Source organism: Pseudomonas triticicola (assembly GCF_019145375.1).
Classification (GTDB): Bacteria; Pseudomonadota; Gammaproteobacteria; order Pseudomonadales; family Pseudomonadaceae; genus Aquipseudomonas; species Aquipseudomonas triticicola.
On record NZ_JAHSTX010000002.1, the window covers coordinates 483444 to 508334 of the forward strand.

The window sequence follows — 24891 nt, forward strand, 5'->3', positions numbered from 1 at the left end:
CTTACTCGCCCGTCGCGCTCGAAGCACCGGCGCGCTTGCGCTTGGAACCGCCGCTGCGGCGACGCTTGCGCGTTGCGCCGCTGGCATCGTCACCCTTGCCGCTGAGGTCGCGGATCATGTCGCGACGCTCGCTGTCGTTGGCGTCCTGATAATCGGTCCACCATTCGCCGAGGCCATCGGTCTCCTCGCCGGCGCTTTCGCGCAGCAGCAGGAAGTCATAACCGGCGCGGAAGCGCGGGTTGTCCAGCAACAGATCGGCGCGTTTGCCGCTGCGGCGTGGCAGGCGTTCCTGCATGTCCCAGATTTCGCGGATCGGCATGGTGAAGCGCTTCGGAATGGCGATGCGCTGGCACTGTTCGGCGATCAGCTCATGAGCGGCTTCCTGCATCGCCGGAATCGGCGGCATGCCACGTTCCTGCAGACGCAACACGCGGGCTGGCAGCGCCGGCCAGAGCAGGGCGGCAAAGAGGAACGCCGGGGTCACCGGTTTGTTCTGCTTGATGCGCAGGTCGGTGTTGGTCAGTGCTTCGCTGATCAGCGTGTGGGTGTATTCCGGGTTGTATTCCAGCGCCTCGGCACTGGCCGGGAACAGCGGGGCGAACAGTTGCAGATCGACCAGCATTTCAAAGGTGATCGCGCCGTGCCCGGACAGGAACAGCTTGAGCACTTCTTCGAACAGCCGCGCCGACGGAATCTCGCGCAGCATCGGCGCCAGCTCACGGATCGGCTGCACGGTGTGCTTCTCGATGCCGAAGTTGAGCTTGGCGGCAAAACGCACGGCCCGCAGCATGCGCACCGGGTCTTCCTGGTAACGCTGCTTGGGGTCGCCGATCAGGCGGATCAGGTGATTGCGGATGTCGTGCACGCCATTGGCGTAATCGAGAATGCGCTCGCTGACCGGATCGTAATACAGGGCGTTGATGGTGAAGTCGCGGCGTTGCGCGTCTTCTTCCAGGGTGCCGTAGACGTTGTCGCGCAGAATGCGCCCGCTCTCGTTGCGCGAAGACTGGTTGCTGTCTTCGTCGTCTTCGTTGACCGGGTGATTGGCGCGGAAGGTCGCGACTTCAATGATTTCGCGACCGAAATGGATGTGCACCAGCTTGAACCGGCGGCCGATGATTCGCGCATTGCGGAATTCGGCACGCACCTGCTCGGGGGTGGCACTGGTGGCGACGTCGAAGTCCTTGGGCGTGATGCCCAGCAGCATGTCACGCACGCAACCACCGACCAGATAAGCCTGGTAACCGGCACCTTGCAGGCGTTCGACGATATTCACCGCATAGCGGCTGAACTGCGTTTTCTGCAGCGAATGTTGGCCGCTGTTGAGCACTTCAGGGGTGCTGCGGATGTGTTGCGTACGACGCACGGGAGTTCGGAATGACTGGAACAGCTTCTTCAGCATGGGATGCACTGTTTGAAGGAATGTTCGGCCATACCAAAAGAATGACCGCATGATGGGCGCAGATTCTAGCATTTAGTCGGGGGATGGTGTAGGACGCAGCAGATATGAGCTGCAAGCCGCAAGCTGCAAGGGTCGAGCGCGGGAAAACGGGGGGATTTCACGGAACGGAGAAACTACAAGGGGAGCCGAAGCTCCCCAAGAAGTAGTTGCGTGCTCTTTTTATTATTGATTCGGGCTTTTTGTTTTTGTTGAGTGCCCTCGCCACGAAGTGTTTCCTTCGTGACCCTCCCAATCGGGAGCCAAGAGCAAACGGATTGCTTTGGTCGCTGAATTGCAGTGATCTCTCGATCCAACCAGTACAGGCTCTGTCTTAGGACAGTTTTTGTTGTTCTCGGCCTGGTCGTGGGGCAAGCCCCAAATACAACGCCTCTCCAAAAGAATCAGTTAGCTGCGCCTCTCGCCGTCTTGTTTTTATTGTGCGTGAGTCGATTCGTCTTATTTTTATTGTCTTGTGCATTGCTTGTTATTGTTCTTGTACCAAACATATAGCAGGGTGCGTGCCAACTTTTGTCTCGCCCAGTAAAACAAGGGGTTAGGTCGATATAACCGTTTTGCAGGGGCGAAAAAAAGCCGGGGTTTCGTTACCGATAACCCCGGCTTCTGTTACGTGAATCGACTGCGGTAACAGTTTTTTCACATTGTCATGCGTTACCCGCGCACGCGGTGGGTAACGCTCAGCTCTCGCTGGCGACCCCGGTCTTGCGCCGTGGAATGCCCAGGCGCTGGCGGCGTTCCCACAGGCATTTGCGGCTGACGCCGAGTTTGCGTGCCAGTTCGGTCTCGGTCATGTGGTCCTGATGCTCGAGGACGAAGTGCTGGAAGTAATCCTCCAGCGACAGATCCTCGGTCGGCTCATGGCTGCTGTTGCTGGCGTTACCGCCGGTTTGCGGCGGCAGGCCGATGAACTCGTCGTCTTCCAGATCGCTCAGCTCGATGTCGATGCCCAGCAGGTCGGCCGAGATCTCCGGGCTTTCGCTGAGAATCACCGCGCGCTCGACAGCGTTTTCCAGCTCACGCACGTTACCGGGCCAGGAATAGTGGCGGATCGCCTGTTCGGCATCGGCGGCGAATTTCAGGTCGGTGCGATTGATCCGCGCGCTCTGGCGAGCGAGGAAGGCATTGGCGATTTCGTTGACGTCAGCGCCGCGCTCGCGCAGCGGCGGCAGCTTCAGGGCAATCACGTGCAGACGGTAATAAAGGTCTTCACGGAACTGACCGATTTTCGCCAAGCTCTTCAGATCGCGGTGAGTTGCAGCGATCAGGCGCACATCGACTTTCTGTGACTGCACCGAACCTACGCGGCGAATTTCGCCCTCCTGCAGAACCCGCAGCAAGCGAGCCTGGGCTTCGAGGGGCAGTTCGCCGATCTCATCGAGAAACAAGGTGCCGCCGTCCGCCGCTTCAACCAGACCGGCACGACCGGCGCTGGCGCCGGTGAACGCGCCTTTCTCGTGGCCGAACAGTTCTGATTCGATCAGGCTTTCCGGAATCGCCGCGCAGTTCACCGAAATCATCGGCGCCTTGGCGCGTTTCGACAGATTGTGCAGGGCGCGGGCCACCAGTTCTTTACCGGTACCGGACTCACCCTGAATCAATACGTTGGAATCGGTTGGCGCGACCTTGCGGATCTTGCTGTACAGGTCCTGCATCGGTGGGCAGGAGCCGATGATGCCGATTTCGCCATTGCTGTTATCCACAGCAGCTTTGCCATTGCCGGCGGCAGGCTTGCTCGCCGTAGCTTCGCCGGCAGCCGGCGCCGACTGGCGATCGCGCAGGATCCGCGCAACCGCCTGGAGCATTTCATCGTGGTCGAACGGCTTGGCGATGTAATCGACCGCGCCCATTTTCATCGAGTCGACCGCCGAGCGCAGGCTGGCGTAACTGGTCATGATCAGCACCGGTGTGCCCTGGCCGAGCTTGATCAGCTCGGTGCCCGGAGCGCCCGGCAGGCGCAGGTCGCTGACGATCAGATCGAACGTAGGAATGGTGAAGCGTTCTTGTGCTTCCTGCACTGATCCGGCTTCGCTGACCTGGTACTGGTTGCGTTCCAGCAGGCGGCGCAAGGCGGAGCGGATAATGGTTTCGTCTTCGACGATCAAAATGTGCGGCATTGATTCGATACTCTCGACGGTCTCAGTTCACAGCGGACGTCGCTTCGACATGACGCGGTAAGGTCACCCGGATACGGGTGCCGCGTTGGCTTTGTACATCAGCCGGGCTGTCGATGGTGATTTGTCCATAATGCTCTTCAACGATGGAATAGACCAGTGCAAGGCCCAGACCGGTGCCTTCACCCGGATCCTTGGTGGTGAAGAAAGGTTCGAACAATCGGTCCATGATGCTCGACGGAATGCCACTGCCTTCGTCTTCGACGATCAGATCGACCGTGTGTTCGCCGGCTTCGCTCTTGACCCGTACCGCACTGTGCGGCGGCGAGGCGTCGCGGGCGTTGGAGAGCAGATTGATCAGCACCTGGGCAAGCCGTTGCGGGTCGCCTTCGACCCAATGATCGGGATCGCACAGGTTGTAGAACTGCACTTCGAAATTGCGCCGGTTCAGCGCCAGCAGGCCAATGGCGTCCTGCGCGACCTCGGCCAGACACACCGGTTCGTCGTTGTGCTGATGACTGCCGGCATGGGCGAAGCTCATCAGCGACTGGACGATGCGCGAGACGCGTTTGGTCTGCTCGAGAATCTGCCCGCTGATTTCCGTCAGCTCGCCGTCGTCTTCACGTTCTTCGCGCAGGTTCTGCGCCAGGCAGGCGATGCCGGTGATCGGATTACCGATTTCGTGGGCCACACCCGCTGCGAGTCGACCGATGCTGGCCAGCCGTTCGGAATGCACCAGTTTATCTTCGAGCATCTGCGTTTCGGTCAAATCTTCGACGAGTAACACCAGACCACTGTTACCCGGTGCCAACGGCTCGTCGATTGCCGCTTTGTGCAGATTCAGCCAGCGGGTCTGACCATCGAGGGCCAGGTGCTGTTTGTGCAAATGCTCGTCGGGCAGGTTGATGAAGCCTTGCAGCAATTCTTTCCACGGGTTGGCGATGGTGCTCAAGCGAGAACCGACTACTCGTTGTGCGGCGATGCCGGTCAGCTCTTCCATGGCCTTGTTCCACATCAGGATCTCCTGATCCTTGGCCAGCGAGCAGACGCCCATCGGCAGTTCCTGCAAGGTCTGGCGGTGGTAGCGGCGCAGGGCGTCGAGCTCGGCGGCCAGGCCGGTGAGGCGCGAGTGGTAATCCTCGAGACGGCTTTCAATGAAGTGAATGTCTTCGGTGACGTAGTTTTCGCCGCCAGCCTTATAGGGCAGGAAGGTTTCCACCATATCCTGCGCAACGCTCGGGCCCATCAGGCCGGACAGGTTGGCCTCGATGCGGTCGCGCAAACGGCGCAAGGCGTAAGGCCGGCGTTCGTCGAAGGGCAGATACAGATCGCGCAAGGCTTGCTCGACCTCTTTCTGCGCAGCCTTGGCACCCAGCGGCTTGGCCAGTTGCGTGGCGAACTCCTGCGGCGAGGCGGCGTGCAGCTCGCGGCGTTGCGGGCGGCGCACGTTGTCCACCGCACAGGCTTCGGCGGCGCTGGCTTCTTCCGGGCTGGCGTTGGTGAACAGCGAGATCAGGGTGAACATCAACACGTTGGCGGCCAGCGAGGCGATGGCCGCCATGTGCCAACTGGTGTCGTCGAGCACGTAGATCATGTTCAGCAGCGGGATATAGAAACCCTGCAGATTGCCGACCAGCGGCAGCAACATGGTCACCACCCAGACCGTGATCCCCGCCAGCAGACCGGCAATGAAACCACGGCGGTTGGCGGTCGGCCAGTACAACACCGACAACACCCCGGGCAGAAATTGCAGGGTCGCCACGAACGCGACGATGCCGAGGTTGGCCAGATCCTGCTCGACGCCGAGCATCAGGTAGAAGCCGAAGCCGGCCATGATGATCGCCACGATCAGCGCCCGGCGGGTCCATTTCAGCCAGCGGTAGATATTGCCTTCGGCCGGCGGCTGATAGAGCGGCAGCACCAGATGGTTCAGCGCCATGCCCGACAAGGCCAGGGTGGTGACGATGATCAGGCCACTGGCGGCGGACAGGCCACCGACGTAGGCGAGCAAGGCCAGCGGTTTGCTGTTGGCGGCAATGCCGATACCAAGGGTGAAATATTCCGGGTCGGTGGTGGCGCCGAGTTTCAGGCCTGCCCAGAGAATCAGCGGTACGGCAAGACTCATCAACAGCAGAAACAACGGCAGGCCCCAACTGGCGCTGACCAGCGAGCGCGGGTTGAGGTTTTCCGTAAAGGTCATGTGATACATGTGCGGCATTACGATCGCCGAGGCAAAGAACACCAGCAGCAGCGTGCGCCACGGACCTTCCTGCAACGGCGTGTGCAGGGCGGCGAGGGCGGTCTGGTTTTGCAGCAGCCACAGTTCGAGCTGTTGCGGGCCGTCGAACACCCCATACAGCGCGTACAGGCCAACGCCGCCGAGAGCGATCAGTTTGATGATCGATTCGAAGGCAATCGCGAACACCAGCCCTTCATGTTTCTCGCGCGTGGCGATGTGCCGGGAACCGAAGAAAATCGTGAACAGAATGATCAGCGCACAGAACGCCAGCGCCACGCGGCTCTGCACGCGTTCACCGGTGAGGATGCCGATCGAGTCGGCCACGGCCTGAATCTGCAGGGCCAGCAACGGCAGCACGCCAATCAGCATGAAAATCGTGGTCAGCGCACCGGCCCAGGTGCTGCGAAAGCGGAAGGCAAACAGGTCGGCCAGCGACGACAGTTGATAGGTGCGGGTGATCTTCAGGATCGGATAGAGCAGCACTGGCGCCAGCAGAAACGCACCGGACACGCCGAGATAGCTGGACAGAAAGCCGTAACCGTACTGATAGGCCAGGCCCACCGTGCCGTAGAACGCCCAGGCACTGGCGTAAACCCCCAGCGACAATGTGTAGGTCAACGGGTGGCGAATGATCGCGCGCGGGATCATGCCCCGTTCGCTGACCCAGGCAACGCCGAACAGCGCCGCCAGGTACGCGGCGCTGATCAGGATCATCTGGGTCAGGCTAAAGCTCATCGGCATCTTTTTGGCTCTGCAGGATGAAGGTCACGACAATCAGGATCAGCCAGAGCAGATAAGGGCGATACCAGGCGCCCGTCGCGTCGATCCACCAGTCCATGATGGCGGGGGAGAACAGGTAGATCCCGACGACCAAAAGCAGGACCAAGCGATAGATGTACATCCCGGCCTCTCTTTTTTATGCGCGTGCCCGAAAACGTGCGGCGATGGTAACGGATGGGCGCGCGACTGCAAGTGTCGTCATTGCAGTTGCGCTTCGGGCAGGGTCAATGTGCGCGGGATCTTCTCGGCATCCCAGTGCACGCTGCCCCAGGCCAGCAACTCGCGCGGCGAAGCGTGAGCCAGCTCAGTGCCGGGATTCTGCCCCAGCGCGCGCAACGCCCGCAGCAGCAACGGCGTGGCTTGATCGGCTTCAAGCGGCGGCGAGCGGTAGGACTTGCCGAGTTTGTTGCCGTCCGGCTGGGTGATCAGCGGCAGGTGCAGATAGCGCGGCTGTTTCAGGCCGAGCAGCTCCTGTAGATATAGCTGACGCGGCGTCGAATCGAGCAGATCGGCGCCACGCACGATGTCGGTGATGCCTTGCCAAGCGTCGTCGAGCACCACCGCCAGTTGATAAGCGTAGAGACCATCGCGCCGACGGATGACGAAGTCGCCGACGTCGCGGCCCAGGTGCTGGCGGTATTCGCCCTGCACGCGATCGATGAAGTGGTATTCCACCTCCGGCACGCGCAGGCGGATCGCGGCGGCGTGCTGATCATGCCCGGCATTGCGGCAAAACCCCGGATAAATGCCGTGATACGGCTCCAGTTGTTTGCGCGAGCAGGTGCAGGCGTAGGCAAGGCCATGGTTGAACAGACTGTTGAGCACTTCGGCGTAGGCAGCGTGCCGATCGCTCTGGCGGACCATTTCGCCGTCCCATTCGAAGCCGTAGCTTTCCAGCGCCTTGAGAATCGCCGCTTGCGCACCTGGCTCTTCGCGCGGCGGGTCGAGATCTTCCATGCGCACCAGCCAGCGCCCGCCAACCGAGCGGGCATCGAGATAGGACGCCAGCGCAGCGACCAGCGAACCGAAGTGCAGGTGGCCACTGGGGGTGGGGGCGAAGCGGCCAATGTAGGCGGGGGATTTGGCAGTCATGGAGGCGATAAAGACTATTCAGAGTTTAAGCAGGTGACCCCTGTGGGAGCGAGCCTGCTCGCGAAAGCGCTGTGTCAGTCAATAATGAGCTGTCTGAAGGGACGCTTTCGCGAGCAGGCTCGCTCCCACAGGTTCCGTGGGCAAAACACAGAAACAAAAACGGAGCGTTCGCACGCTCCGTTTTTCGTTCAGGTCGAGATTACTTGCCGACCTGCTTTTCCTTGATTTCCGCCAGGGTCTTGCAGTCGATGCACAGATCCGCTGTCGGGCGGGCTTCGAGGCGCTTGACGCCGATCTCGATGCCGCAGGACTCGCACCAGCCGTATTCTTCGTCTTCGATCAGTTGCAGGGTCTTGTCGATTTTCTTGATCAGCTTGCGCTCGCGGTCGCGGGCGCGCAGTTCGAGGGCGAACTCTTCTTCCTGGCTGGCACGGTCGGCCGGGTCAGGGAAGTTGGCCGCTTCGTCTTTCATGTGATCAACCGTACGGTCGACTTCCTGCATCAAGTCCAGTTTCCACTTGTTCAGGATCTTGGTGAAGTGCGCGCGCATCGGAGCGCCCATGTACTCTTCACCCGCCTTCGAAACGTAAGGTTCGAAGCCGCTGATCGTCGCTTGCTGCTGTTGCTTTGCCTGGGTGGACATGAAATAGACCGCCTCTACTCTTGTAATCCATTGCGCAGGATTGCTCCATCACCGACACCTGCCGGCCCTGCGGCTGCAAGCGGGCGAACTTACCAGATCAAATCAGCCTGCGCTACTCCCGGATGTCGAGCCCCCGGCGGGTGGCGCTTGCAGATGTCTGACAAGCCGTGTCTGTGGGAATGAAGACCTGTTCAATCACTGATTTTAGTCAATCCTGGAGCGTACGTTCAGATCGTTACAGTCCAGCGTTCTTGAGGCTGTGACCTTCACGGGTTCTCGCTCGTTCCGGCAGACAGGTAGAATCGTCTCTTTTTTCCGTCGAAGGCATTCCAATGGGCCCCTACAGTGCGCGCAGTCGTGCGATCGAACCGTTCCATGTGATGGCGCTGCTGGCGCGGGCCAATGAATTGCAGGCCGAAGGCCACGACGTGATCCACCTGGAAATCGGCGAACCGGACTTCACCACCGCCGAACCGATCATCCGCGCCGGGCAAGCCGCGTTGACCGCAGGCAAGACCCGCTACACCGCCGCCCGTGGGATTCCCGAACTGCGCGAGGAGATCGCCGGGTTTTACCAGTCGCGCTACGGCCTGCATATCGATCCACGGCGGATTCTGATCACGCCGGGCGGCTCCGGTGCGCTGTTGCTGGCCAGTGCTTTGCTGGTCGACCCGGGTAAACACTGGCTGCTGGCGGACCCGGGTTACCCGTGCAACCGACACTTTTTGCGTCTGGTCGAAGGCGCTGCGCAACTGGTGCCGGTCGGGCCGGAAGTGCGTTATCAACTGACTCCGGATCTGATCGAGCGGCATTGGGACCACGACAGTGTCGGCGCCCTTGTCGCTTCGCCGGCAAACCCGACCGGCACTTTGCTGACCCGCGATGAGCTGGCCGGGTTATCCACAGCGATCAAGGCCAGGCACGGGCACCTGGTGGTGGATGAGATCTACCACGGCCTGACCTACGGCACTGATGCCGCCAGTGTGCTGGAAGTCGATGACAACGCTTTTGTCCTCAACAGTTTCTCCAAGTATTTCGGCATGACCGGTTGGCGCCTGGGCTGGCTGGTGGCGCCAGAGGCGGCGGTCAGCGAACTGGAAAAACTCGCGCAGAACCTCTACATCAGCGCGCCGAGCATGGCGCAATACGCTGCGCTGGCCTGTTTCGAGCCAGCCACCATTGCGATTCTCGAAGAGCGCCGCGCCGAATTTGCGCGCCGTCGCGACTTCCTCCTGCCAGCGCTGCGTGAACTGGGTTTCAACATTGCCGTTGAGCCTGAAGGTGCGTTTTATCTGTACGCCGATATCAGCCGTTTCGGCGGTGATGCCTTCGCGTTCTGCCGGCATTTCCTCGAAACCGAGCACGTTGCCTTCACCCCGGGACTGGATTTCGGTCGTTATCAGGCCGGCCATCACGTGCGTTTCGCTTACACACAAAACCTCGCACGTTTGCAGGAAGCGGTGGAGCGCATCGCGCGCGGCTTGAAGAGCTGGCAAGGCTGATGCGCTTTTATCCTGCTCTGGAAGAGGCGCGGCTGATTCGTCGTTACAAGCGTTTTCTTGCCGATATCGAAACCGTTAGCGGCGAGTTGCTGACTATTCACTGTCCAAACACCGGGTCGATGCTCAATTGTCAGGTCGAGGGCGGGCAGGTCTGGTTCAGTCGCTCCAATGACCCGAAACGCAAATTGCCCGGCACTTGGGAAATTGGCGAAACCCCGCAGGGCCGGCTGTTTTGCGTCAACACCGGGCGCGCCAACGGCTTGGTTGAAGAAGCCTTGCAGGCGGGCGTGATCACCGAGTTGGACGGCTTTACCGCGTTGAAGCGTGAGGTTGCGTACGGACAGGAAAAAAGCCGCATCGACTTCCGCCTCGAATACCCCACCGGCCCAGCGTATGTCGAAGTGAAAAGCGTCACCCTCGGCTTCGACGGCACGGCGGTGGCGGCGTTTCCCGATGCGGTGACCCAGCGCGGCGCCAAGCACCTGCGTGAACTTGCGCATCTGGCGCGCGACGGTATCCGGGCAGTGCAGTTGTACTGTGTGAACCTCACCGGCATCGATGCCGTGCGCCCGGCCGAGGAAATCGATTGGGCTTACGCCGAGGCGCTGCGTGAAGCGGTCGCCTGCGGTGTTGAGGTGTTGGCCTACGGTGTGCGCCTGGACCATGAAGAAATGGTCATCGACCGCCGACTCGATGTGCGGCTAAACGGTTAAACGTCGATCCAAACGCCTTGTGTATCTTCCCGGCATTCAATTGCCGTGAGCGACTGCCCGGCGCAGGGTCCGGCGACGCATTCGCCGTCCTCGATCAGAAACAGTGCGCCGTGGGTGGCGCACTGGATCAGGCTGTTGCTCGGATCGAGAAACTGGTCGGGCTGCCATTCCAGCCCGACACCCCGGTGCGGGCAGCGATTGAAATAGACAAAGACTTGGCCACCTCGACGCACGGCAAACAGCTTTTTGCCTTCGATTTCGAAACCGCGACTGCCAGCTTCGGCCAGATCGCTGCCGGCGCAGAGAAACTTCATGGCTATCCTCTAATGTCCGCTCGTGTCTGGATATGTCCGAGCTTGACGTTCAAATGCAAACAATTATCAAATGGCGACCTTCTCCCACAGGGAGTCTGGCCGTTGCCGAGGATACTTGGCTCGCTGCGCCGATGCCCGGGAAACCTTGTTCAAGGAAGCTGCGTATGCGCCTGAAAACCCGCGTTGCCGTACTGTGCGTCGGCCTTTTTCTCAGCCATCAGGCGAGCGCAGCGGATTTGCCGCAACGCTGGGTCAGCGCTGGCGGCGCGCTGTCGGAATGGGTCAGCGCGCTGGGTGGCGAGTCAAAACTGGTTGGGGTCGACACCACCAGTCAGCATCCCCAATCGTTGCAGGCGCTGCCGAGTATTGGTTATCAGCGCAGCCTGTCGGCCGAAGGCATCTTGAGCCTGCGCCCGGACATTCTCATCGGTACTGAAGAAATGGGGCCGCCGCCGGTTCTGGCGCAAGTCAAAGCCGCCAAAGTGAACGTTGAGCTGTTCTCGGCACAGCCTGATCTGCCGACGCTGGAAAAGAATGTCACTCGTTTGGGCCAGTTGCTCGGCGCACAAAGCCAGGCAGCGCAGCTGCTGCAGAGTTATCAACAGCAACTCCAGGCGCAGAAAGCGCGCGTTGCCCAAGTGCAGGCCACACAGAAAGCCCCCGGCGTGTTGCTGTTGCTCGGGCATGCGGGCGGCAAGCCGTTGATCGCTGGCAAGGACACCGCAGCCGATTGGTTGCTGCGACAGGCCGGCGGTCGCAACCTCGCGACGCATACCGGCTACAAACCGTTTTCTGTCGAATCCCTTGCCAGCCTCGATCCCGAAGTGCTGGTGTTCGCTGACCGTGCGCTGACCGGCGAGGCAGCAAAAGCGGCATTGTTCAAGGAAAACCCGATCCTCAATTCCAGCCGTGCGGCCAAGAGCGGGCGGGTAATGGAGCTGGATCCGACGCTGCTGGTTGGCGGCCTCGGGCCACGGTTGCCGGCTGCTTTGCAAACTCTGACTGACGGCTTCTACCCGGCCAAGGGCGGCCAATGACCACACTGGTCAAACCCCGTGGCTTGTTTATCGGCCTGACATTGCTGTGTCTGCTGGCGATCTGGCTGTCGCTGGCGCTGGGGCCGGTGAGCCTGCCGCTGTTCGATACGTTGCGCGCGGCGCTGCGTCTGATCGGCGTGCCGCTGGCGCCGCAAGGATTGGAACAGGCTGAGCTGATTCTCGGCCAGATCCGCCTGCCGCGAACCTTGCTCGGCTTGGCGGTCGGCGGCGTGCTGGCGCTGTCCGGGGTGGCGATGCAGGGCCTGTTTCGTAATCCGCTGGCGGATCCAGGGCTGGTCGGAGTTTCCAGTGGCGCGGCACTCGGCGCGGCGATTGCGATTGTCGGCGGCTCGTTCTTTGGCGGCCTGCCGGAGTGGTTCGGGCCGTATCTGTTGTCGGTGTGTGCGTTTCTCGGCGGACTCGGGGTGACGGCGCTGGTCTACCGGCTGGGCCGGCGCAACGGTCAGACCCATGTGGCGACCATGTTGCTGGCGGGTGTTGCGCTGACGGCGCTGGCCAGTTCGGCGGTCGGTCTGTTCACTTATCTGGCCGATGACGCGACGCTGCGCACCCTGACCTTCTGGAACCTCGGCAGCCTCAACGGCGCCAGTTACGCGCGGCTGTGGCCCTTGCTGATCATCACCATCGGCGTGGCGCTGTGGCTGCCGCGTCGGGCCAAGGCATTGAATGCCTTGTTGCTCGGTGAATCCGAGGCCGGTCATCTGGGCATCGATGTCGAACGGCTCAAGCGCGAACTGGTGTTCTGTACAGCGCTGGGTGTCGGCGCGGCGGTGGCGGCTGCGGGCATGATCGGTTTTGTCGGGCTGGTCGTGCCGCATCTGGTGCGCCTGCTGGCCGGCCCCGATCACAAAGTTCTGTTGCCAGCCTCGGTTTTGGCGGGTGCGAGCCTGTTATTGCTCGCCGATCTGGTGGCGCGCCTGGCGCTGGCGCCGGCGGAGTTGCCGATCGGCATTGTCACCGCGTTTATCGGCGCGCCGTTCTTCCTTTATCTGCTGCTGCGAGGGCGTGCCTGATGTTGTCTGCGCACAATCTGCATGTCCGCCGTGGCCGCAAGGCTGTGCTCAGTGGAGTCACGCTCAGGCTCGAACCCGGTCAAGTGCTTGGCGTGCTGGGACCGAACGGCGCCGGCAAAAGCACCTTGCTCGGCGCCTTGTGTGGTGAGTTGCCCGCCAGCGACGGCAATGTCTCGCTCGATGGTCAGACGTTGAGCCACTGGAGCGGAACGCAGCGGGCACAACGACTGGCGGTGTTGCCGCAGGTGTCGACGCTGGACTTTGCATTCGCCGTGGAAGAGGTCGTCGGCATGGGCCGTTTGCCGTACCAGACCGGGCGCGTGCGCGACGACGAGATTGTCGCGGCAGCGCTGGCCGCCGCCGATGCCGGGCACCTGAGTGGGCGCAGCTATCTGGCATTGTCCGGCGGCGAGCGTCAGCGTGTGCATCTGGCGCGGGTGCTGGCGCAACTCTGGCCGGGTCAAGCCGGGCAAACCCTGTTGCTCGACGAACCGACATCGATGCTCGATCCGCTGCATCAGCACACCACCTTGCAGGCGGTGCGCGAGTTCGCCAATCGTGGCGCGGCGGTGCTGGTGATCCTGCATGATCTGAATCTGGCGGCACGCTATTGTGATCGTGTGCTGTTGCTGGAGGAGGGGCGCCCGGTTGCGCTGGATACTCCGCAGCAAGTGCTGCGCCCGGATACGCTAAAAGCGGTGTTCGGCCTGGAGGTTTTGGTGCAACCGCACCCGGAGCGTGGGCATCCGCTGATCATCGCCCGCTGAATCATCATTGAGGTGTCGCATGCGTGGATTGTGGTTGTTGGCGCTGGTGTTGCTCGCGGGCTGTCAGCACGTGGCGGCTCCGCCTGTGGGCGCTGATATCCGCGATCTGCGCAGCGGCGAGGTACTTACGGCGCAGCAATTGCTGACGCGTCTGGCTGAGCCTGAGCGTTTGATCATCGGTGAGCAGCACGACAACGCCGATCACCATGCTGCGCAATTGTGGCTGTTGCAGTCGCTCGGCGAGCACCGAGCGCAAGGCAGTCTGCTGCTGGAAATGCTCACGCCGGATCAACAAGCGAAAGTCGATGCGGCGCGCCAGTCGAAATCCGTTCCGGCAGACCTGCCCGCGGCATTGGCCTGGCAAGAGGGCTGGGACTGGAACCTTTACGGGCCGATCGTGCGCTTTGCCCTGTCGCAGCCGTATCCGCTGCTGGCGGCCAATCTCGACGACAGCGAAATCCGCGCGTTCTATCGCAATCCACCGGCTCTGAAAGGTCCTCGCAGTAATGCGCTGTCGGTGAGAAATACGTTGCTTGGACAAGTCCGTGAGTCTCACTGCGGCTTGCTGCCCGAATCACAGATGCCGGCAATGTTGGCAATTCAGCAACAGCGTGATCGACGCATGGCCGAACGGATGCTGGCGGCGCCGATGCCTTCGATTCTGCTGGCCGGTGCCTGGCATGCGCGCAAGGATGTTGGCGTGCCGCTGCATCTGTCGGATCTCGGCGCTGGCAAGGCGCCGATCGTATTGATGCTGGCCGAGCAGGGCGCTGCGGTATCGGCGGCGATGGCTGATTACGTCTGGTACACGCCGGCCACGCCGAAGCCGGATTACTGCGAGCAGATGCGCCAGCAATTCGCCAAATGACTTTTCCACAGGCAAAAAAAGACCCGGTAAAAACCGGGTCAAATAACCGTGATTAGCCTGATGAGGAGATAATCTGAGAGTCCGAACCAAGGGCTTTTCAGAATATCGACTGATCTCGCGACCAGTTGTGATAATCATAGCGATTCTCATTACCGCGTCAACCGCTGATTTTGCAAATCTGTAATTTAGTTTTGCGAGCGGTGGTGAGGCCCTGTGAATAAAGGGCTTTGCGCTAGGTGCGCTGCGTCGTCAATTGCGTGATCTGGCGATTCAACTGGCCAATGCGTCGAGCCATGCCCTCAATCAGGCTGTGGGCGATCTTCGGATTGCTGCGGGTCATGCTCAAAAATTGATCACCGGGAATCAACATCACCGTGCTCGGCTCTGACGTGACTACCGTGGCGTTGCGCGGCTCGCCGGTAAACAACGCCATGGCGCCGAAAATCTCGTCCCTCGGCACGTCACCGACCTTGTGCCCGTCAACAAATGCCTCAGCGTGCCCGTCGATAATCACGAAGACATGATCCGCTGCATCGCCCTGTTGAATCAGCACGGCGCCCGCCTCAACGCGTTTGAAGCCGTTGGTGCTGCGAAACTCCCGGGGTTTCAGCTCGGCCACGGCGTGGGCGAGCAGCGCCATTTGCCCGAGCAGATAGCTCAGTAACTGCTCCGCTCGATCAGGTTCGGCATACAAATGCTGCAAAACCTCAGCGCGCCCATAGGGCACCAGGCGCACAGCACTGTCGCTGCAAATGCGGCAGTCGCTCCATTGCTCGCCACGTTGCAGGCCGAGCAGATCACCCTCCTGCCAGTAGAACAGCGCACGGCCCGCGATGCAGCTATGCACCACGCCCTCGGTCAGCAGAAACAACTGATCGTTCGGCAACTGCGTGAATAAATCGTCAGTGGCCTCCAGTTCGATGACAGGCCCGCAGGGTGAGAGGCCTTGCAGCCATTGCCCGGGAAGATTCTGCAAGCGATTGATCAATGCGTCGGCGTGGGCCGATTGCTCTCCCAGTAAATACATGGCGTCAGCGCCTGTTCAGTTCTTGTGGCGCGCGGAAATGGCTTCGAGCTGTTTGTTCAAGGCGTCCTTGCGCTCGGCGGGGATGTCGTTCCAGTGCACGTCCATCAACGCCCCCTCGATCGCATACAACAACACCTTCGATGCGCGAAACCCCCGAGTACGCACGGCCCGGTAGGCATCCACTGCACCGAGGCGACGCAAGTCCGAGGCGCTGTGGATGCCCACGGCATGCAGCCATTGCGCCGATGTCTTGCCAAGATTTTTCAGGTGTTGCAGTTCATCATTCATCAAGCCTCCTTGCGACGGCCGAATGGTGCGTGGGCGAGCTTCTCAGCAGTGTAGCCATCAGTAGGAAAAGCGTGGTTGTTTGGTCGGATTCGACGCAAAAGCTTCTAAGAAAGGGGAGTGAAAGACCTGCGAACGCAGAAGGAAGGCGAGTTAGGCGGTTAACAATGTGGGAGCGAGCCTGCTCGCGAAGAGGGCGTATCAGACACAATCGATATCAACTGACACTACGCCTTCGCGAGCATGCTCGCTTCCACAGGGGAAAGGCGTGGTGTCAGGAAGATTTCCAGATTTCAGCGGGTGCGATAGCGCAACCGCGTGCCGAAATTCATCGACATCAGAATCTCGTCAGCACTCAGCTCCGGCGGAAAGTACGCCCCGGAGATTTGCGCATGGGCCAGGCTGGCGCCTTCGAGCGAAGCCTTGCGGAAGTCGATGCCGCGCAGGTCGGCGGAGCGGAAGTACGCATCGCGGAAATCCACGCCGTCGGCGTTCAGCTCGCGCAGGTCGAGACCACGGAAATCGCCGCCGACCATGTCGATCGGATCATCCAGTGGGCGTTCCTTGTTGAAGCCTGCGACGTCATCTTTGTGCAGCAGGGCGTAAAGCGGAGTGTCGAGCAGTTTTGGCTGGCTCATGTCAGATCACCTGTTGGTTTTATGACGCCAGTATAGTGCCACTATTTGACGGCCGTGAAGCGGGCGAGGGCTTCACGGCCGAAATAGTTTTTTACAGGCCTGGCAGGCGCTGACGAATCTGCGCGACTACGGTATCCAGTGTCCCGGATTCATTGGTCTGTACGCGTTTGCTGCGCAGGATTTCTTCCGGCGTCAGCGCTTCGCGGTTGGCCCGTTGCGCTTCGATCACGGCGAGGGTGGCGTCGGACGGATCCTTCTGGTCGGCCTGACGCATCGCCAGCCAGCTCTCGATCACGGCTTGCGGGGCGTTGCAGTCGAGGATCAGGAATGGCGTGCCAGTAGCTTCGGCAATCTTCGCCGCGTTGTCGCGCTGCTCGCGCTTGAGGTAAGTCGCGTCGATCACCACCGGGAATCCGGCGTGCAGGATCACCTCGGCGATTTCATGCAGGCGCGCGTAGGTCGCGGCGCTGGCATCGGCGCTGTAAATGCCGGCCTGCACATCGTTGGCAACGGTCTGCTCACCAAACAGGCGCTTGCGCTCGACATCGGAACGCAGGCGAATCGCGCCCAGCGCTTCGACCAGGCGCATGGCCACATGGCTCTTGCCGACTGCGGAAACACCGTGGGTAATGGCCATGAAGCGCGAAGGAATGGTGCTGTAGCTTTCCGCCAGGTTGGCGTAGTTGCGGTACTGGCGCAGGGTGGTGGCGCGCTGCACCGCAGTCGCGTCGGCCGGCATGCTGAACAATGCCACCTTGGCTCGCACCAGCGCGCGGTAGGCTTTATAGAAGTTCAACACTTCCAGGCCCTGATAGTCGCCGGTCAGTTCCAGGTATTGGCTGATGAGACGACGCGCCAACGATTTCAGGCCACGGTCTTCCAGGTCCATGGCGAGGAAGCCGGTGTCGGCCCAGACATCAGTAAAACGGAATGGCTCGTTGAACTCGATGCAGTCGAAGATCACCACATTGCCGTCGATGACCGTGGCGTTGCCCAAATGGATGTCGCCGTGACATTCACGGGTAAAACCTTGCGCCTTGCGCTGGGCGAACAGGGGCTTGAGGCGCTCGAAGCTGCTTTCGGCCCAGGCTTTCAATGCCTCAAGTTGCAGCAAGTCGTTTTTGTCGCTGAGGAATGGCAGGATCTGCTCGAAGTTTTGCGCGACCGGCGCCATCACGCTGTCCGGTGTGCCGGCGTCGTGTTCGGCCGGGACTTTCGGTGCGTGAAGGTGGAAGTGCGCGATCTGCTCAGCCAGAGCATCGATGTGCTGAGTGGTCAGCTCGCCATTGGCTTGCAGGGTGCTGAGCAAGCCGCTCTGCGGGAACTGGCGCATTTTCAGCACGTATTCGATAGCCGGGCCGTCGCCGCCCAGTTGTGGTGCTTCGACGCTGCCGGTTACCGGCAACACGTCCAGATACAAATCAGCGGTCAGACGCTGGTTCAGGCGCAGCTCTTCCGCGCAGAAATGCGCGCGTGCGTCGAGGCTGGTGAAGTCGAGGAAGCCGAAATTCACCGGCTTCTTCACTTTATAGGCAAAGGGGCCGGTGAGAATCACCCACGAGATGTGGGTTTCGATGACCTGAAATCCTTCGACGGGATGCGGGTAGAGGGCCGGGTTTTGCAGGGCAGCGATCAGGGACTGGCTCACGGGCGATCCTTCAGAGGCGGGGGAATTCGAGGCGGCCATTATGGCTGCTTGCCCGCCTGACGCAAACCTCCGCGCGTGCCTGTTGAGGATCGATAAAGTGCGTATAATCCGCCGCCATGACTCGATCCCGATCCCCCCGTACCAAGAAAAAACCACCAGCCAAGGGCCTCAGCCCATGGTTGAGCTGGGCCATTAAACTCAGCCTGGTCGGCCTTGTAGTGCTGGCCGGCTTTGCCGTTTACCTCGATGCCGTGGTGCAGGAGAAGTTCTCCGGCAAGCGCTGGACCATTCCGGCCAAGGTGTACGCGCGCCCGCTCGAGCTGTTCGTCGGACAGAAGCTCAGCAAGGACGATTTCCTCACCGAACTCGATGCCCTCGGCTATCGCCGCGAAGCCGTGAGCAACGGCCCCGGCGCCGCAGCCGTCAGCGGCAATACGGTTGACCTGAACACTCGTGGCTTCCAGTTCTATGAAGGCCTGGAAAAACCGCAGCCGGTGCGTGTGCGTTTCTCCGGTGATTACGTTGCTGAGCTGTCCTCGACCAACGGTTCGAAACTGTCGGTGGTGCGCCTCGAGCCGCTGATGATCGGCGGCATTTACCCGAAAAATCTCGAAGACCGCATCCTGATCAAACTCGATCAGGTGCCGCCGTACCTGCTCGAAACCCTGATCGCCGTCGAAGACCGCGACTTCTACAGCCACTGGGGCGTGTCGCCGAAATCGATCGCCCGCGCCGTGTGGATCAATACCTCCGGCGGCAAGATGACCCAGGGCGGCAGTACGCTGACCCAGCAGTTGGTGAAGAACTTCTACCTGACCAGCGAACGCAGCCTGACCCGCAAGCTCACCGAAGCGATGATGGCGTTGCTGCTCGAACTGCACTACGACAAAAAGGAAATTCTTGAGGCCTACCTCAACGAAGTCTTCGTCGGCCAGGACGGTCAGCGCGCGGTGCACGGTTTCGGTCTGGCCAGCCAGTTCTTCTTCGGCCAGCCATTGTCCGAGCTGAAACTGCATCAAGTGGCGTTGCTGGTCGGCATGGTCAAGGGGCCGTCCTACTACAACCCGCGTCGTAATCCGGAACGCGCGCTGGAGCGGCGTAATCTGGTCCTCGATGTGCTGGCGCAGCAAGGCGTGGCCACCGCCGAACAGGTCGAGGCAGCGAAGAAAATGCCGCTCGGTGTGACGACTCGCGGCAAGCTCGCCGACAGCTCGTTCCCGGGCTTCATCGACCTGGTCAAACGTCAGTTGCGCGAAGACTACCGCGACGAAGACTTGACCGAAGAAGGTCTGCGCATCTTCACCAGTTTCGATCCGATTCTGCAGATGAAAGCCGAAGCCTCGGTCAACGACACCTTCAAGCGTCTGGCCGGGCGCAAGGGCTCGGATGACGTCGAAGCGGCGATGGTCGTGACCAATCCGGAAACCGGTGAAGTCCAGGCGATGATCGGCAGTCGTCAGGCCAGTTACGCCGGGTTCAACCGTGCACTGGATGCGGTGCGCCCGATTGGTTCTTTGATCAAACCGGCGGTGTACCTGACCGCACTGGAGAAGCCGAGCCAGTACACGCTGACCAGTTGGCTGTCGGACGATCCGCTGTCGGTCAAGGGCGCCAACGGTCAGGTGTGGAAGCCGCAGAACTACGATCGTCGCTCCCACGGTACGGTTTTCCTCTATCAGGGCCTGGCGCATTCCTACAACCTGTCGACCTCGCGTCTGGGCCTGGAAGTCGGGGTGCCGAATGTGCTCAAGACCGTGGGTCGCCTGGGCGTCACCCGTGAGTTCCCGGCGTTCCCGTCGATGCTGCTCGGTGCCGGCGGCATGACGCCGATCGAAGTGGCAACCATGTACCAGACGTTGGCCAACGGTGGTTTCAATACGCCGATGCGCGGCATTCGCAGCGTGCTGACCGCCGAGGGCGAGCCGCTCAAGCGTTATCCGTTCCAGATCGAACAGCGCTTCGATCCTGCCTCGATTTACCTGATCCAGAACGCCATGCAGCGGGTGATGCGTGAAGGTACCGGCAGTTCGGTTTATAACGTGCTGCCCAAAACCCTGACCCTGGCGGGCAAGACCGGTACCAGTAACGATTCGCGCGACAGCTGGTTCGCCGGTTTCAGTCAGGATCTGCTGGCGGTGGTCTGGCTCGGCCGCGACGACAACGGCAAGACGCCGTTCACCGGGGCCACCGGTGCGCTGCAGGTCTGGACCAGTTTCATGCGCAAGGCCGATCCGCTGCCGCTGGACATGCCGCAGCCGGACAACGTTGTGCAGGCCTGGGTCGATTCGCGCACCGGCCAGGGTTCGGATGCCAACTGCCCCGGCGCGGTACAGATGCCGTATATTCGCGGCAGCGAACCGCCACCCGGCGCCGCGTGTGCAAGCGAAACACCTGCCTCGCCGGAGTCGGTGATGGACTGGGTCAAGGGCTGGATGAATTAAGCAAAGAGGGTTTCAAGTGAACAAGTGGTTGATTCCAGCGGTGACCGCCGTGGCTTTGCTCAGCGGCTGCTCCACCGTACAGCGTGGTTCGATTCCGGTAGTGGATTCGGGTACGGCCGTGTCCAACAGCGAGCGCATCGGCGCCAATGGCGGTTTCCGCCAGACCACGGTCAAGCGCCCGGCGCAGGGCCAGACTCAGGCGATTCCGCAAGGCGATACCGGCGTGGTGGTGATGGTGCCGGGCGGCGGTGCTGCGGTGTCGACACCGATCAGTTCTTCGCCGATCATCCCGGGGCCTGCATCCGGCGGTATCACGTCGGGGCCGTACAACCCATCGGCGGTTGAGTCGGCGCCGATCAACTCCGGCAGCTACAGCATGCCGTCGACGCCAAGTGGCATTCCTTCGGCCAGCAGTGGCGGTGGTCTGTCGGCGGATGAGCAACTGGACGGTCCGGTACTCGCCTTGCTGACCACCGCGCAACAGCAGCAGGCCGGCGGCGACCTCAACGGTGCCTCTTCCAGCCTGGAGCGGGCGCAACGTGTCGCCCCCCGTGAGCCGCAAGTGCTTTACCGTCTGGCGCAGGTGCGCATGGCCCAGGGCGATGCGCCGCAAGCCGAGCAATTTGCCCGTCGTGCGCTGACCATGGCCAACGGTCGTCCGGACCTGCAAGCCAGCCTGTGGGAAATCATCGCTCAGTCTCGTGAGAAACAAGGCGATTCCGCCGGCGCCGCACTGGCCCGTCAGAAGGCCAAGGTTTCCCTGTGATGGATGTGCGCTTCCCGAAAATCGCCGATCAGCTGTTGCTGATCGAACGCGAGCTGCGCACCCAGGGTTGGTGGGATGAGGTTCAGCCGTCCGCCGAAGCCCTGAGCAGTGTCGAGCCGTTTTCCGTCGACACGCTGGACTTCGAGCAATGGCTGCAATGGATCTTCCTGCCGCGCATGAAGATGATCCTCGAACAGGATCTGCCGCTACCGAACGCCTCGGGCATTCAGGAAATGGCGGAAATGGTCTTCGCCCAGCGCAACCTTGGCGGCAAGGATCGGCAGTTGCAGGTGCTGCTCAAAGAGTTTGACCTGCTGATCACCGCATCCCGCTGAACCCCGTTGTGTAGGAGCTTTGTAGGAGCTGCCGAAGGCTGCGATCTTTTGATCTTGCTCTTCCAACAAGTCAAAGATCGCAGCCTTCGGCAGCTCCTACACATCTCTCGAAACGATTACGAACAATTCTCCTTAATCTGCTTCTTCGCTTCGACGATGCGTTCCTGACGCTGTGTATCGTCGAGCCTGCGCACATCCCCCTCAACCTCCTCCCGCAAACGTGGATTGTTCTGCAGTTGCGCCAGGTTTGTGCGCGCCTGTTCGCAAAAGGCCCTGAGCTGCGCCTGCTGCTCGGCGACCTGTTTCTTCACCTTGGCATCAATGGCTTTCTGATCGCCAAGGACGCCACCGCCCGGCATCGGCGCAGCTTTCGGCGCGGATGAGGAGGGCGTCTGTACGGTCGTCGACGGTTGGCCCTGCGGAGGCTGCGCATCGAAATGCGTGACGCCTTGGGCATCGACCCATTTGTAGATTTGAGCGGCCGAGCACCATGGGCTGAGACCGATCAGCAGAGTGAGGAGGAGCGTTCGCATGCTGATTCCTTGGCAAAAATGCGCAATTGACGCTAACAGAGTAGCGCTTTTCAGGTTTTTTCTTGCGTTCTCATGTGCTTACCCACAATTAACCACACAGACGACTTGACTTGCAGAGGGCGAAACAGAAGAATCCAAAGTCCGCTGTAGAGGGACTGCCAGAAGCAGACCCACTCGGTAGATCATGAGGCGCACATCCGCGCCGACCTGTTACACCCGCAACGCGTTACCTCGCGCTGGGTGGGAAAGGCCCGCAACACTTGGGACGATCCCAATACTTGCTCAGTCAGTGCTGACGTAGTCGGCGACCACCGTCGCTCATGCTCTGCCGAGAAGTAAACCTATTAAGACCCGCCCCTTTTTTGTGGACGGTATTCTGGCGTTTTAGAGGTGAACAACGTGGAGCTTTTATCTGGCGGTGAGATGCTCGTCCGCTTTTTGCGTGACGAAGGCGTCAAATATATCTACGGGTACCCGGGTGGTGCTCTCCTGCATGTTTACGATGCCCTGTTCAAAGAACCGGAAGTGACCCACATCCTGGTTCGTCACGAACAAGCGGCGACCCATATGGCTGACGGCTACGCCCGTGCCACCGGTAAAGCCGGCGTGGTATTGGTGACTTCCGGTCCAGGCGCCACAAACGCCATCACCGGTATCGCCACCGCCTATATGGACTCGATTCCGATGGTGATCATTTCCGGTCAGGTGCCAAGCACCATGGTCGGCACCGACGCGTTCCAGGAAACCGACATGATCGGTATCTCCCGGCCGATCGTGAAGCACAGCTTCATGATCAAGCACGCTTCGGAAATCCCGGAAGTCATGAAGAAGGCCTTCTACCTGGCGCAATCCGGTCGTCCTGGCCCGGTCGTGGTCGACATCCCGAAAGACATGACCAATCCGGCCGAAAAGTTCGAATACGTTTTCCCGAAGAAAGCCAAGCTGCGTTCCTACAGCCCGGCCGTTCGCGGTCACTCCGGGCAGATCCGCAAAGCAGCCGAAATGTTGTTGGCGGCCAAGCGCCCGGTGCTGTACTCCGGCGGCGGCGTGATTCTCGGCAATGGCTCCGCGCAACTGACCGAACTGGCGAAAATGCTCAACCTGCCGGTGACCAACACGTTGATGGGGCTGGGCGCTTTCCCAGGCACTGACCGTCAGTTCATCGGCATGCTCGGCATGCACGGCAGCTATACCGCGAACCTGGCGATGCACCATGCCGACGTGATCCTCGCAGTGGGCGCCCGCTTCGACGATCGGGTGATCAACGGCCCGGCGAAATTCTGCCCGAACGCCAAGATCATCCATATCGACATCGACCCGGCGTCGATTTCCAAGACCATCAAGGCCGACGTGCCGATCGTTGGTCCGGTCGAGAGCGTCCTGACCGAAATGGTCGCGATTCTCAAGGAAATCGGCGAGACCCCGAACAAGGAGTCCGTAGCCAGCTGGTGGAAGCAGGTGGATGAATGGCGCGGTGATCGCGGCCTGTTCCCTTATGAAAAGGGCGACGGCAGCAAGATCAAGCCGCAGACCGTGATCGAAACCCTCTGCGAAGTGACCAAGGGCGACGCCTTTGTGACCTCCGACGTTGGTCAGCACCAGATGTTTGCCGCGCAGTACTACACGTTCAACAAGCCGAACCGCTGGATCAACTCCGGTGGTCTGGGCACGATGGGCTTCGGTCTGCCAGCCGCGATGGGCATCAAACTGAGCTTCCCGGACGACGACGTTGCCTGCGTCACCGGCGAAGGCAGTATCCAGATGAACATCCAGGAGCTGTCGACCTGCCTGCAATACGGCTTGCCGGTGAAGATCGTCATCCTCAACAACGGTGTGCTGGGCATGGTTCGCCAGTGGCAGGACATGAGCTACGGCAGCCGTCACTCGCACTCCTACATGGAATCGCTGCCCGACTTCATCAAGCTGGCTGAAGCCTACGGCCACGTTGGCGTACGCATCACCGAATCGAAAGATTTGAAGTCGAAGATGGCCGAAGCCTTCGCCATTAAGGATCGCCTGGTGATCATCGATGTTGCGGTCGACACCAGCGAGCACGTCTACCCGATGCAGATCAAAGACGGCTCCATGCGCGATATGTGGCTGAGCAAGACGGAGCGTACTTAATCATGCGGCACATTATTTCCCTGCTTCTGGAAAACGAACCCGGCGCTCTGTCTCGCGTAGTCGGCCTGTTCTCGCAGCGCAACTACAACATCGAAAGCCTGACCGTGGCCCCGACCGAAGACCCGACCCTGTCGCGTCTGACGCTGACCACCGTGGGCCACGATGAAGTGATCGAGCAGATCACCAAAAACCTGAACAAGCTGATCGAAGTGGTCAAGCTGGTGGACCTGTCGGAAAGCGCTCACATCGAGCGTGAACTGATGCTGGTCAAGGTCAAGGCCACTGGCGCCCAGCGCGCCGAGATCAAACGCACCACCGATATCTACCGTGGACAGATCGTCGACGTCAGCGCCAGCGTGTATACCGTTCAATTGACCGGTACCAGCGACAAGCTCGACAGCTTCATTCAGTCCATCGGCACCGCATCGATTCTGGAGACCGTCCGTAGCGGCGTTACCGGCATTGCTCGCGGCGACAAAGTACTCAGCATCTAAACCAAATTAGCGCATGGCCTGAACGGCCGGATATAAGGGGA

General features: G+C 60.7%; 23 protein-coding genes. 11 read left to right on the top strand and 12 right to left on the bottom strand.

Annotation, left to right across the window (positions count from 1 at the left end):
- Position 1 precedes the first annotated feature (1 nt).
- The 6 genes from KVG85_RS24040 to dksA form a co-directional block, all read right to left on the bottom strand.
- On the bottom strand, positions 2–1402 hold the full coding sequence (locus KVG85_RS24040; protein WP_217865211.1) for a polynucleotide adenylyltransferase PcnB: 1401 nt from the start codon (positions 1400–1402) through the stop codon (positions 2–4).
- A 734-nt stretch (positions 1403–2136) separates the two neighbouring features.
- On the bottom strand, positions 2137–3573 hold the full coding sequence (locus KVG85_RS24045) for a sigma-54-dependent transcriptional regulator (protein WP_039761623.1): 1437 nt from the start codon (positions 3571–3573) through the stop codon (positions 2137–2139).
- Positions 3574–3595: 22 nt separating this feature from the next.
- Positions 3596–6550: a sensor histidine kinase gene (locus KVG85_RS24050; protein WP_024014332.1), complete on the bottom strand. Its 2955-nt coding sequence runs from the start codon at positions 6548–6550 to the stop codon at positions 3596–3598.
- Positions 6534–6710 carry a hypothetical protein gene (locus KVG85_RS24055; RefSeq protein ID WP_003176118.1) on the bottom strand — a complete coding sequence of 59 codons (177 nt, stop codon included), beginning with the start codon at positions 6708–6710 and terminating at the stop codon, positions 6534–6536. Before KVG85_RS24055 ends, KVG85_RS24050 begins: the two co-directional genes overlap by 17 nt.
- 77 nt (positions 6711–6787) lie before the next feature.
- Positions 6788–7681, bottom strand: coding sequence for a tRNA glutamyl-Q(34) synthetase GluQRS (gluQRS, locus tag KVG85_RS24060; protein WP_217865212.1), 894 nt, complete (start codon positions 7679–7681; stop codon positions 6788–6790).
- Between the two features lie 199 nt (positions 7682–7880).
- Positions 7881–8324 carry an RNA polymerase-binding protein DksA gene (gene dksA, locus KVG85_RS24065; protein WP_042610464.1) on the bottom strand — a complete coding sequence of 148 codons (444 nt, stop codon included), beginning with the start codon at positions 8322–8324 and terminating at the stop codon, positions 7881–7883.
- A 332-nt stretch (positions 8325–8656) separates the two neighbouring features.
- Here dksA and KVG85_RS24070 point away from each other — a divergent pair, with 332 nt between their 5' ends.
- Together KVG85_RS24070 and sfsA are read left to right on the top strand one after the other, a co-directional pair.
- Positions 8657–9826 carry a pyridoxal phosphate-dependent aminotransferase gene (locus KVG85_RS24070; protein ID WP_217865213.1) on the top strand — a complete coding sequence of 390 codons (1170 nt, stop codon included), beginning with the start codon at positions 8657–8659 and terminating at the stop codon, positions 9824–9826.
- Positions 9826–10539 (top strand): DNA/RNA nuclease SfsA, encoded by a 714-nt coding sequence (sfsA, locus tag KVG85_RS24075; RefSeq protein WP_217865214.1) that lies wholly within the window; start codon positions 9826–9828, stop codon positions 10537–10539. Before KVG85_RS24070 ends, sfsA begins: the two co-directional genes overlap by 1 nt.
- On the opposite strand, the gene KVG85_RS24080 is transcribed toward sfsA, so the two are convergent.
- Positions 10536–10853, bottom strand: a complete 318-nt coding sequence (locus tag KVG85_RS24080) for a Rieske (2Fe-2S) protein (protein ID WP_041477834.1) — start codon at positions 10851–10853, stop codon at positions 10536–10538. The two genes, sfsA and KVG85_RS24080, sit on opposite strands and share 4 nt — an antisense overlap.
- 164 nt (positions 10854–11017) lie before the next feature.
- Between KVG85_RS24080 and KVG85_RS24085 the strand changes: the two genes are divergently transcribed.
- Genes KVG85_RS24085 through KVG85_RS24100 form a run of 4 tightly spaced genes read left to right on the top strand, consistent with a single transcriptional unit; the run spans position 11018 to position 14559 of the window.
- Complete coding sequence (locus tag KVG85_RS24085) at positions 11018–11890, top strand: heme/hemin ABC transporter substrate-binding protein (RefSeq protein WP_217865215.1); 873 nt, start codon at positions 11018–11020, stop codon at positions 11888–11890.
- 50 nt (positions 11891–11940) lie between these two features.
- A complete protein-coding gene (locus KVG85_RS24090; RefSeq protein ID WP_217865368.1) occupies positions 11941–12924 on the top strand; it encodes a FecCD family ABC transporter permease in 984 nt (327 codons plus the stop codon).
- A gap of 2 nt (positions 12925–12926) precedes the next feature.
- Positions 12927–13691 (top strand): heme ABC transporter ATP-binding protein, encoded by a 765-nt coding sequence (locus tag KVG85_RS24095; RefSeq protein ID WP_437182204.1) that lies wholly within the window; start codon positions 12927–12929, stop codon positions 13689–13691.
- A 19-nt stretch (positions 13692–13710) separates the two neighbouring features.
- Positions 13711–14559 (top strand): ChaN family lipoprotein, encoded by an 849-nt coding sequence (locus KVG85_RS24100; protein WP_217865217.1) that lies wholly within the window; start codon positions 13711–13713, stop codon positions 14557–14559.
- 232 nt (positions 14560–14791) lie between these two features.
- Here the strand turns inward: KVG85_RS24100 and KVG85_RS24105 are convergent, their stop codons facing one another.
- From KVG85_RS24105 to KVG85_RS24120, 4 genes are all read right to left on the bottom strand, one after another.
- Positions 14792–15586: a Crp/Fnr family transcriptional regulator gene (locus KVG85_RS24105; protein WP_217865218.1), complete on the bottom strand. Its 795-nt coding sequence runs from the start codon at positions 15584–15586 to the stop codon at positions 14792–14794.
- A gap of 15 nt (positions 15587–15601) precedes the next feature.
- Positions 15602–15874, bottom strand: coding sequence for a TfoX/Sxy family protein (locus tag KVG85_RS24110; RefSeq protein WP_016773175.1), 273 nt, complete (start codon positions 15872–15874; stop codon positions 15602–15604).
- Positions 15875–16164: 290 nt separating this feature from the next.
- On the bottom strand, positions 16165–16509 hold the full coding sequence (locus tag KVG85_RS24115) for a pentapeptide repeat-containing protein (protein WP_217865219.1): 345 nt from the start codon (positions 16507–16509) through the stop codon (positions 16165–16167).
- A 91-nt stretch (positions 16510–16600) separates the two neighbouring features.
- On the bottom strand, positions 16601–18157 hold the full coding sequence (locus KVG85_RS24120) for a bifunctional aminoglycoside phosphotransferase/ATP-binding protein (RefSeq protein ID WP_217865220.1): 1557 nt from the start codon (positions 18155–18157) through the stop codon (positions 16601–16603).
- Between the two features lie 116 nt (positions 18158–18273).
- Between KVG85_RS24120 and mrcB the strand changes: the two genes are divergently transcribed.
- From mrcB to KVG85_RS24135, 3 genes are read left to right on the top strand one after another with little or no spacing between them, the layout of a single operon-like run.
- A complete protein-coding gene (mrcB, locus tag KVG85_RS24125; RefSeq protein WP_073475436.1) occupies positions 18274–20598 on the top strand; it encodes a penicillin-binding protein 1B in 2325 nt (774 codons plus the stop codon).
- A gap of 16 nt (positions 20599–20614) precedes the next feature.
- Positions 20615–21364 carry a tetratricopeptide repeat protein gene (locus KVG85_RS24130; protein WP_217865221.1) on the top strand — a complete coding sequence of 250 codons (750 nt, stop codon included), beginning with the start codon at positions 20615–20617 and terminating at the stop codon, positions 21362–21364.
- Positions 21364–21699, top strand: a complete 336-nt coding sequence (locus KVG85_RS24135) for a YqcC family protein (RefSeq protein WP_073475432.1) — start codon at positions 21364–21366, stop codon at positions 21697–21699. The genes KVG85_RS24130 and KVG85_RS24135 overlap by 1 nt, the downstream gene beginning before the upstream one ends.
- Positions 21700–21815: 116 nt before the next feature.
- On the opposite strand, the gene KVG85_RS24140 is transcribed toward KVG85_RS24135, so the two are convergent.
- Positions 21816–22232 carry a DUF4124 domain-containing protein gene (locus tag KVG85_RS24140; protein WP_217865222.1) on the bottom strand — a complete coding sequence of 139 codons (417 nt, stop codon included), beginning with the start codon at positions 22230–22232 and terminating at the stop codon, positions 21816–21818.
- A 399-nt stretch (positions 22233–22631) separates the two neighbouring features.
- Here KVG85_RS24140 and KVG85_RS24145 point away from each other — a divergent pair, with 399 nt between their 5' ends.
- Together KVG85_RS24145 and ilvN are read left to right on the top strand one after the other, a co-directional pair.
- Positions 22632–24356, top strand: coding sequence for an acetolactate synthase 3 large subunit (locus KVG85_RS24145; protein ID WP_217865223.1), 1725 nt, complete (start codon positions 22632–22634; stop codon positions 24354–24356).
- A 2-nt stretch (positions 24357–24358) separates the two neighbouring features.
- Positions 24359–24850: an acetolactate synthase small subunit gene (gene ilvN / locus KVG85_RS24150; protein ID WP_003176102.1), complete on the top strand. Its 492-nt coding sequence runs from the start codon at positions 24359–24361 to the stop codon at positions 24848–24850.
- The last annotated feature ends 41 nt before the right edge of the window (positions 24851–24891 follow it).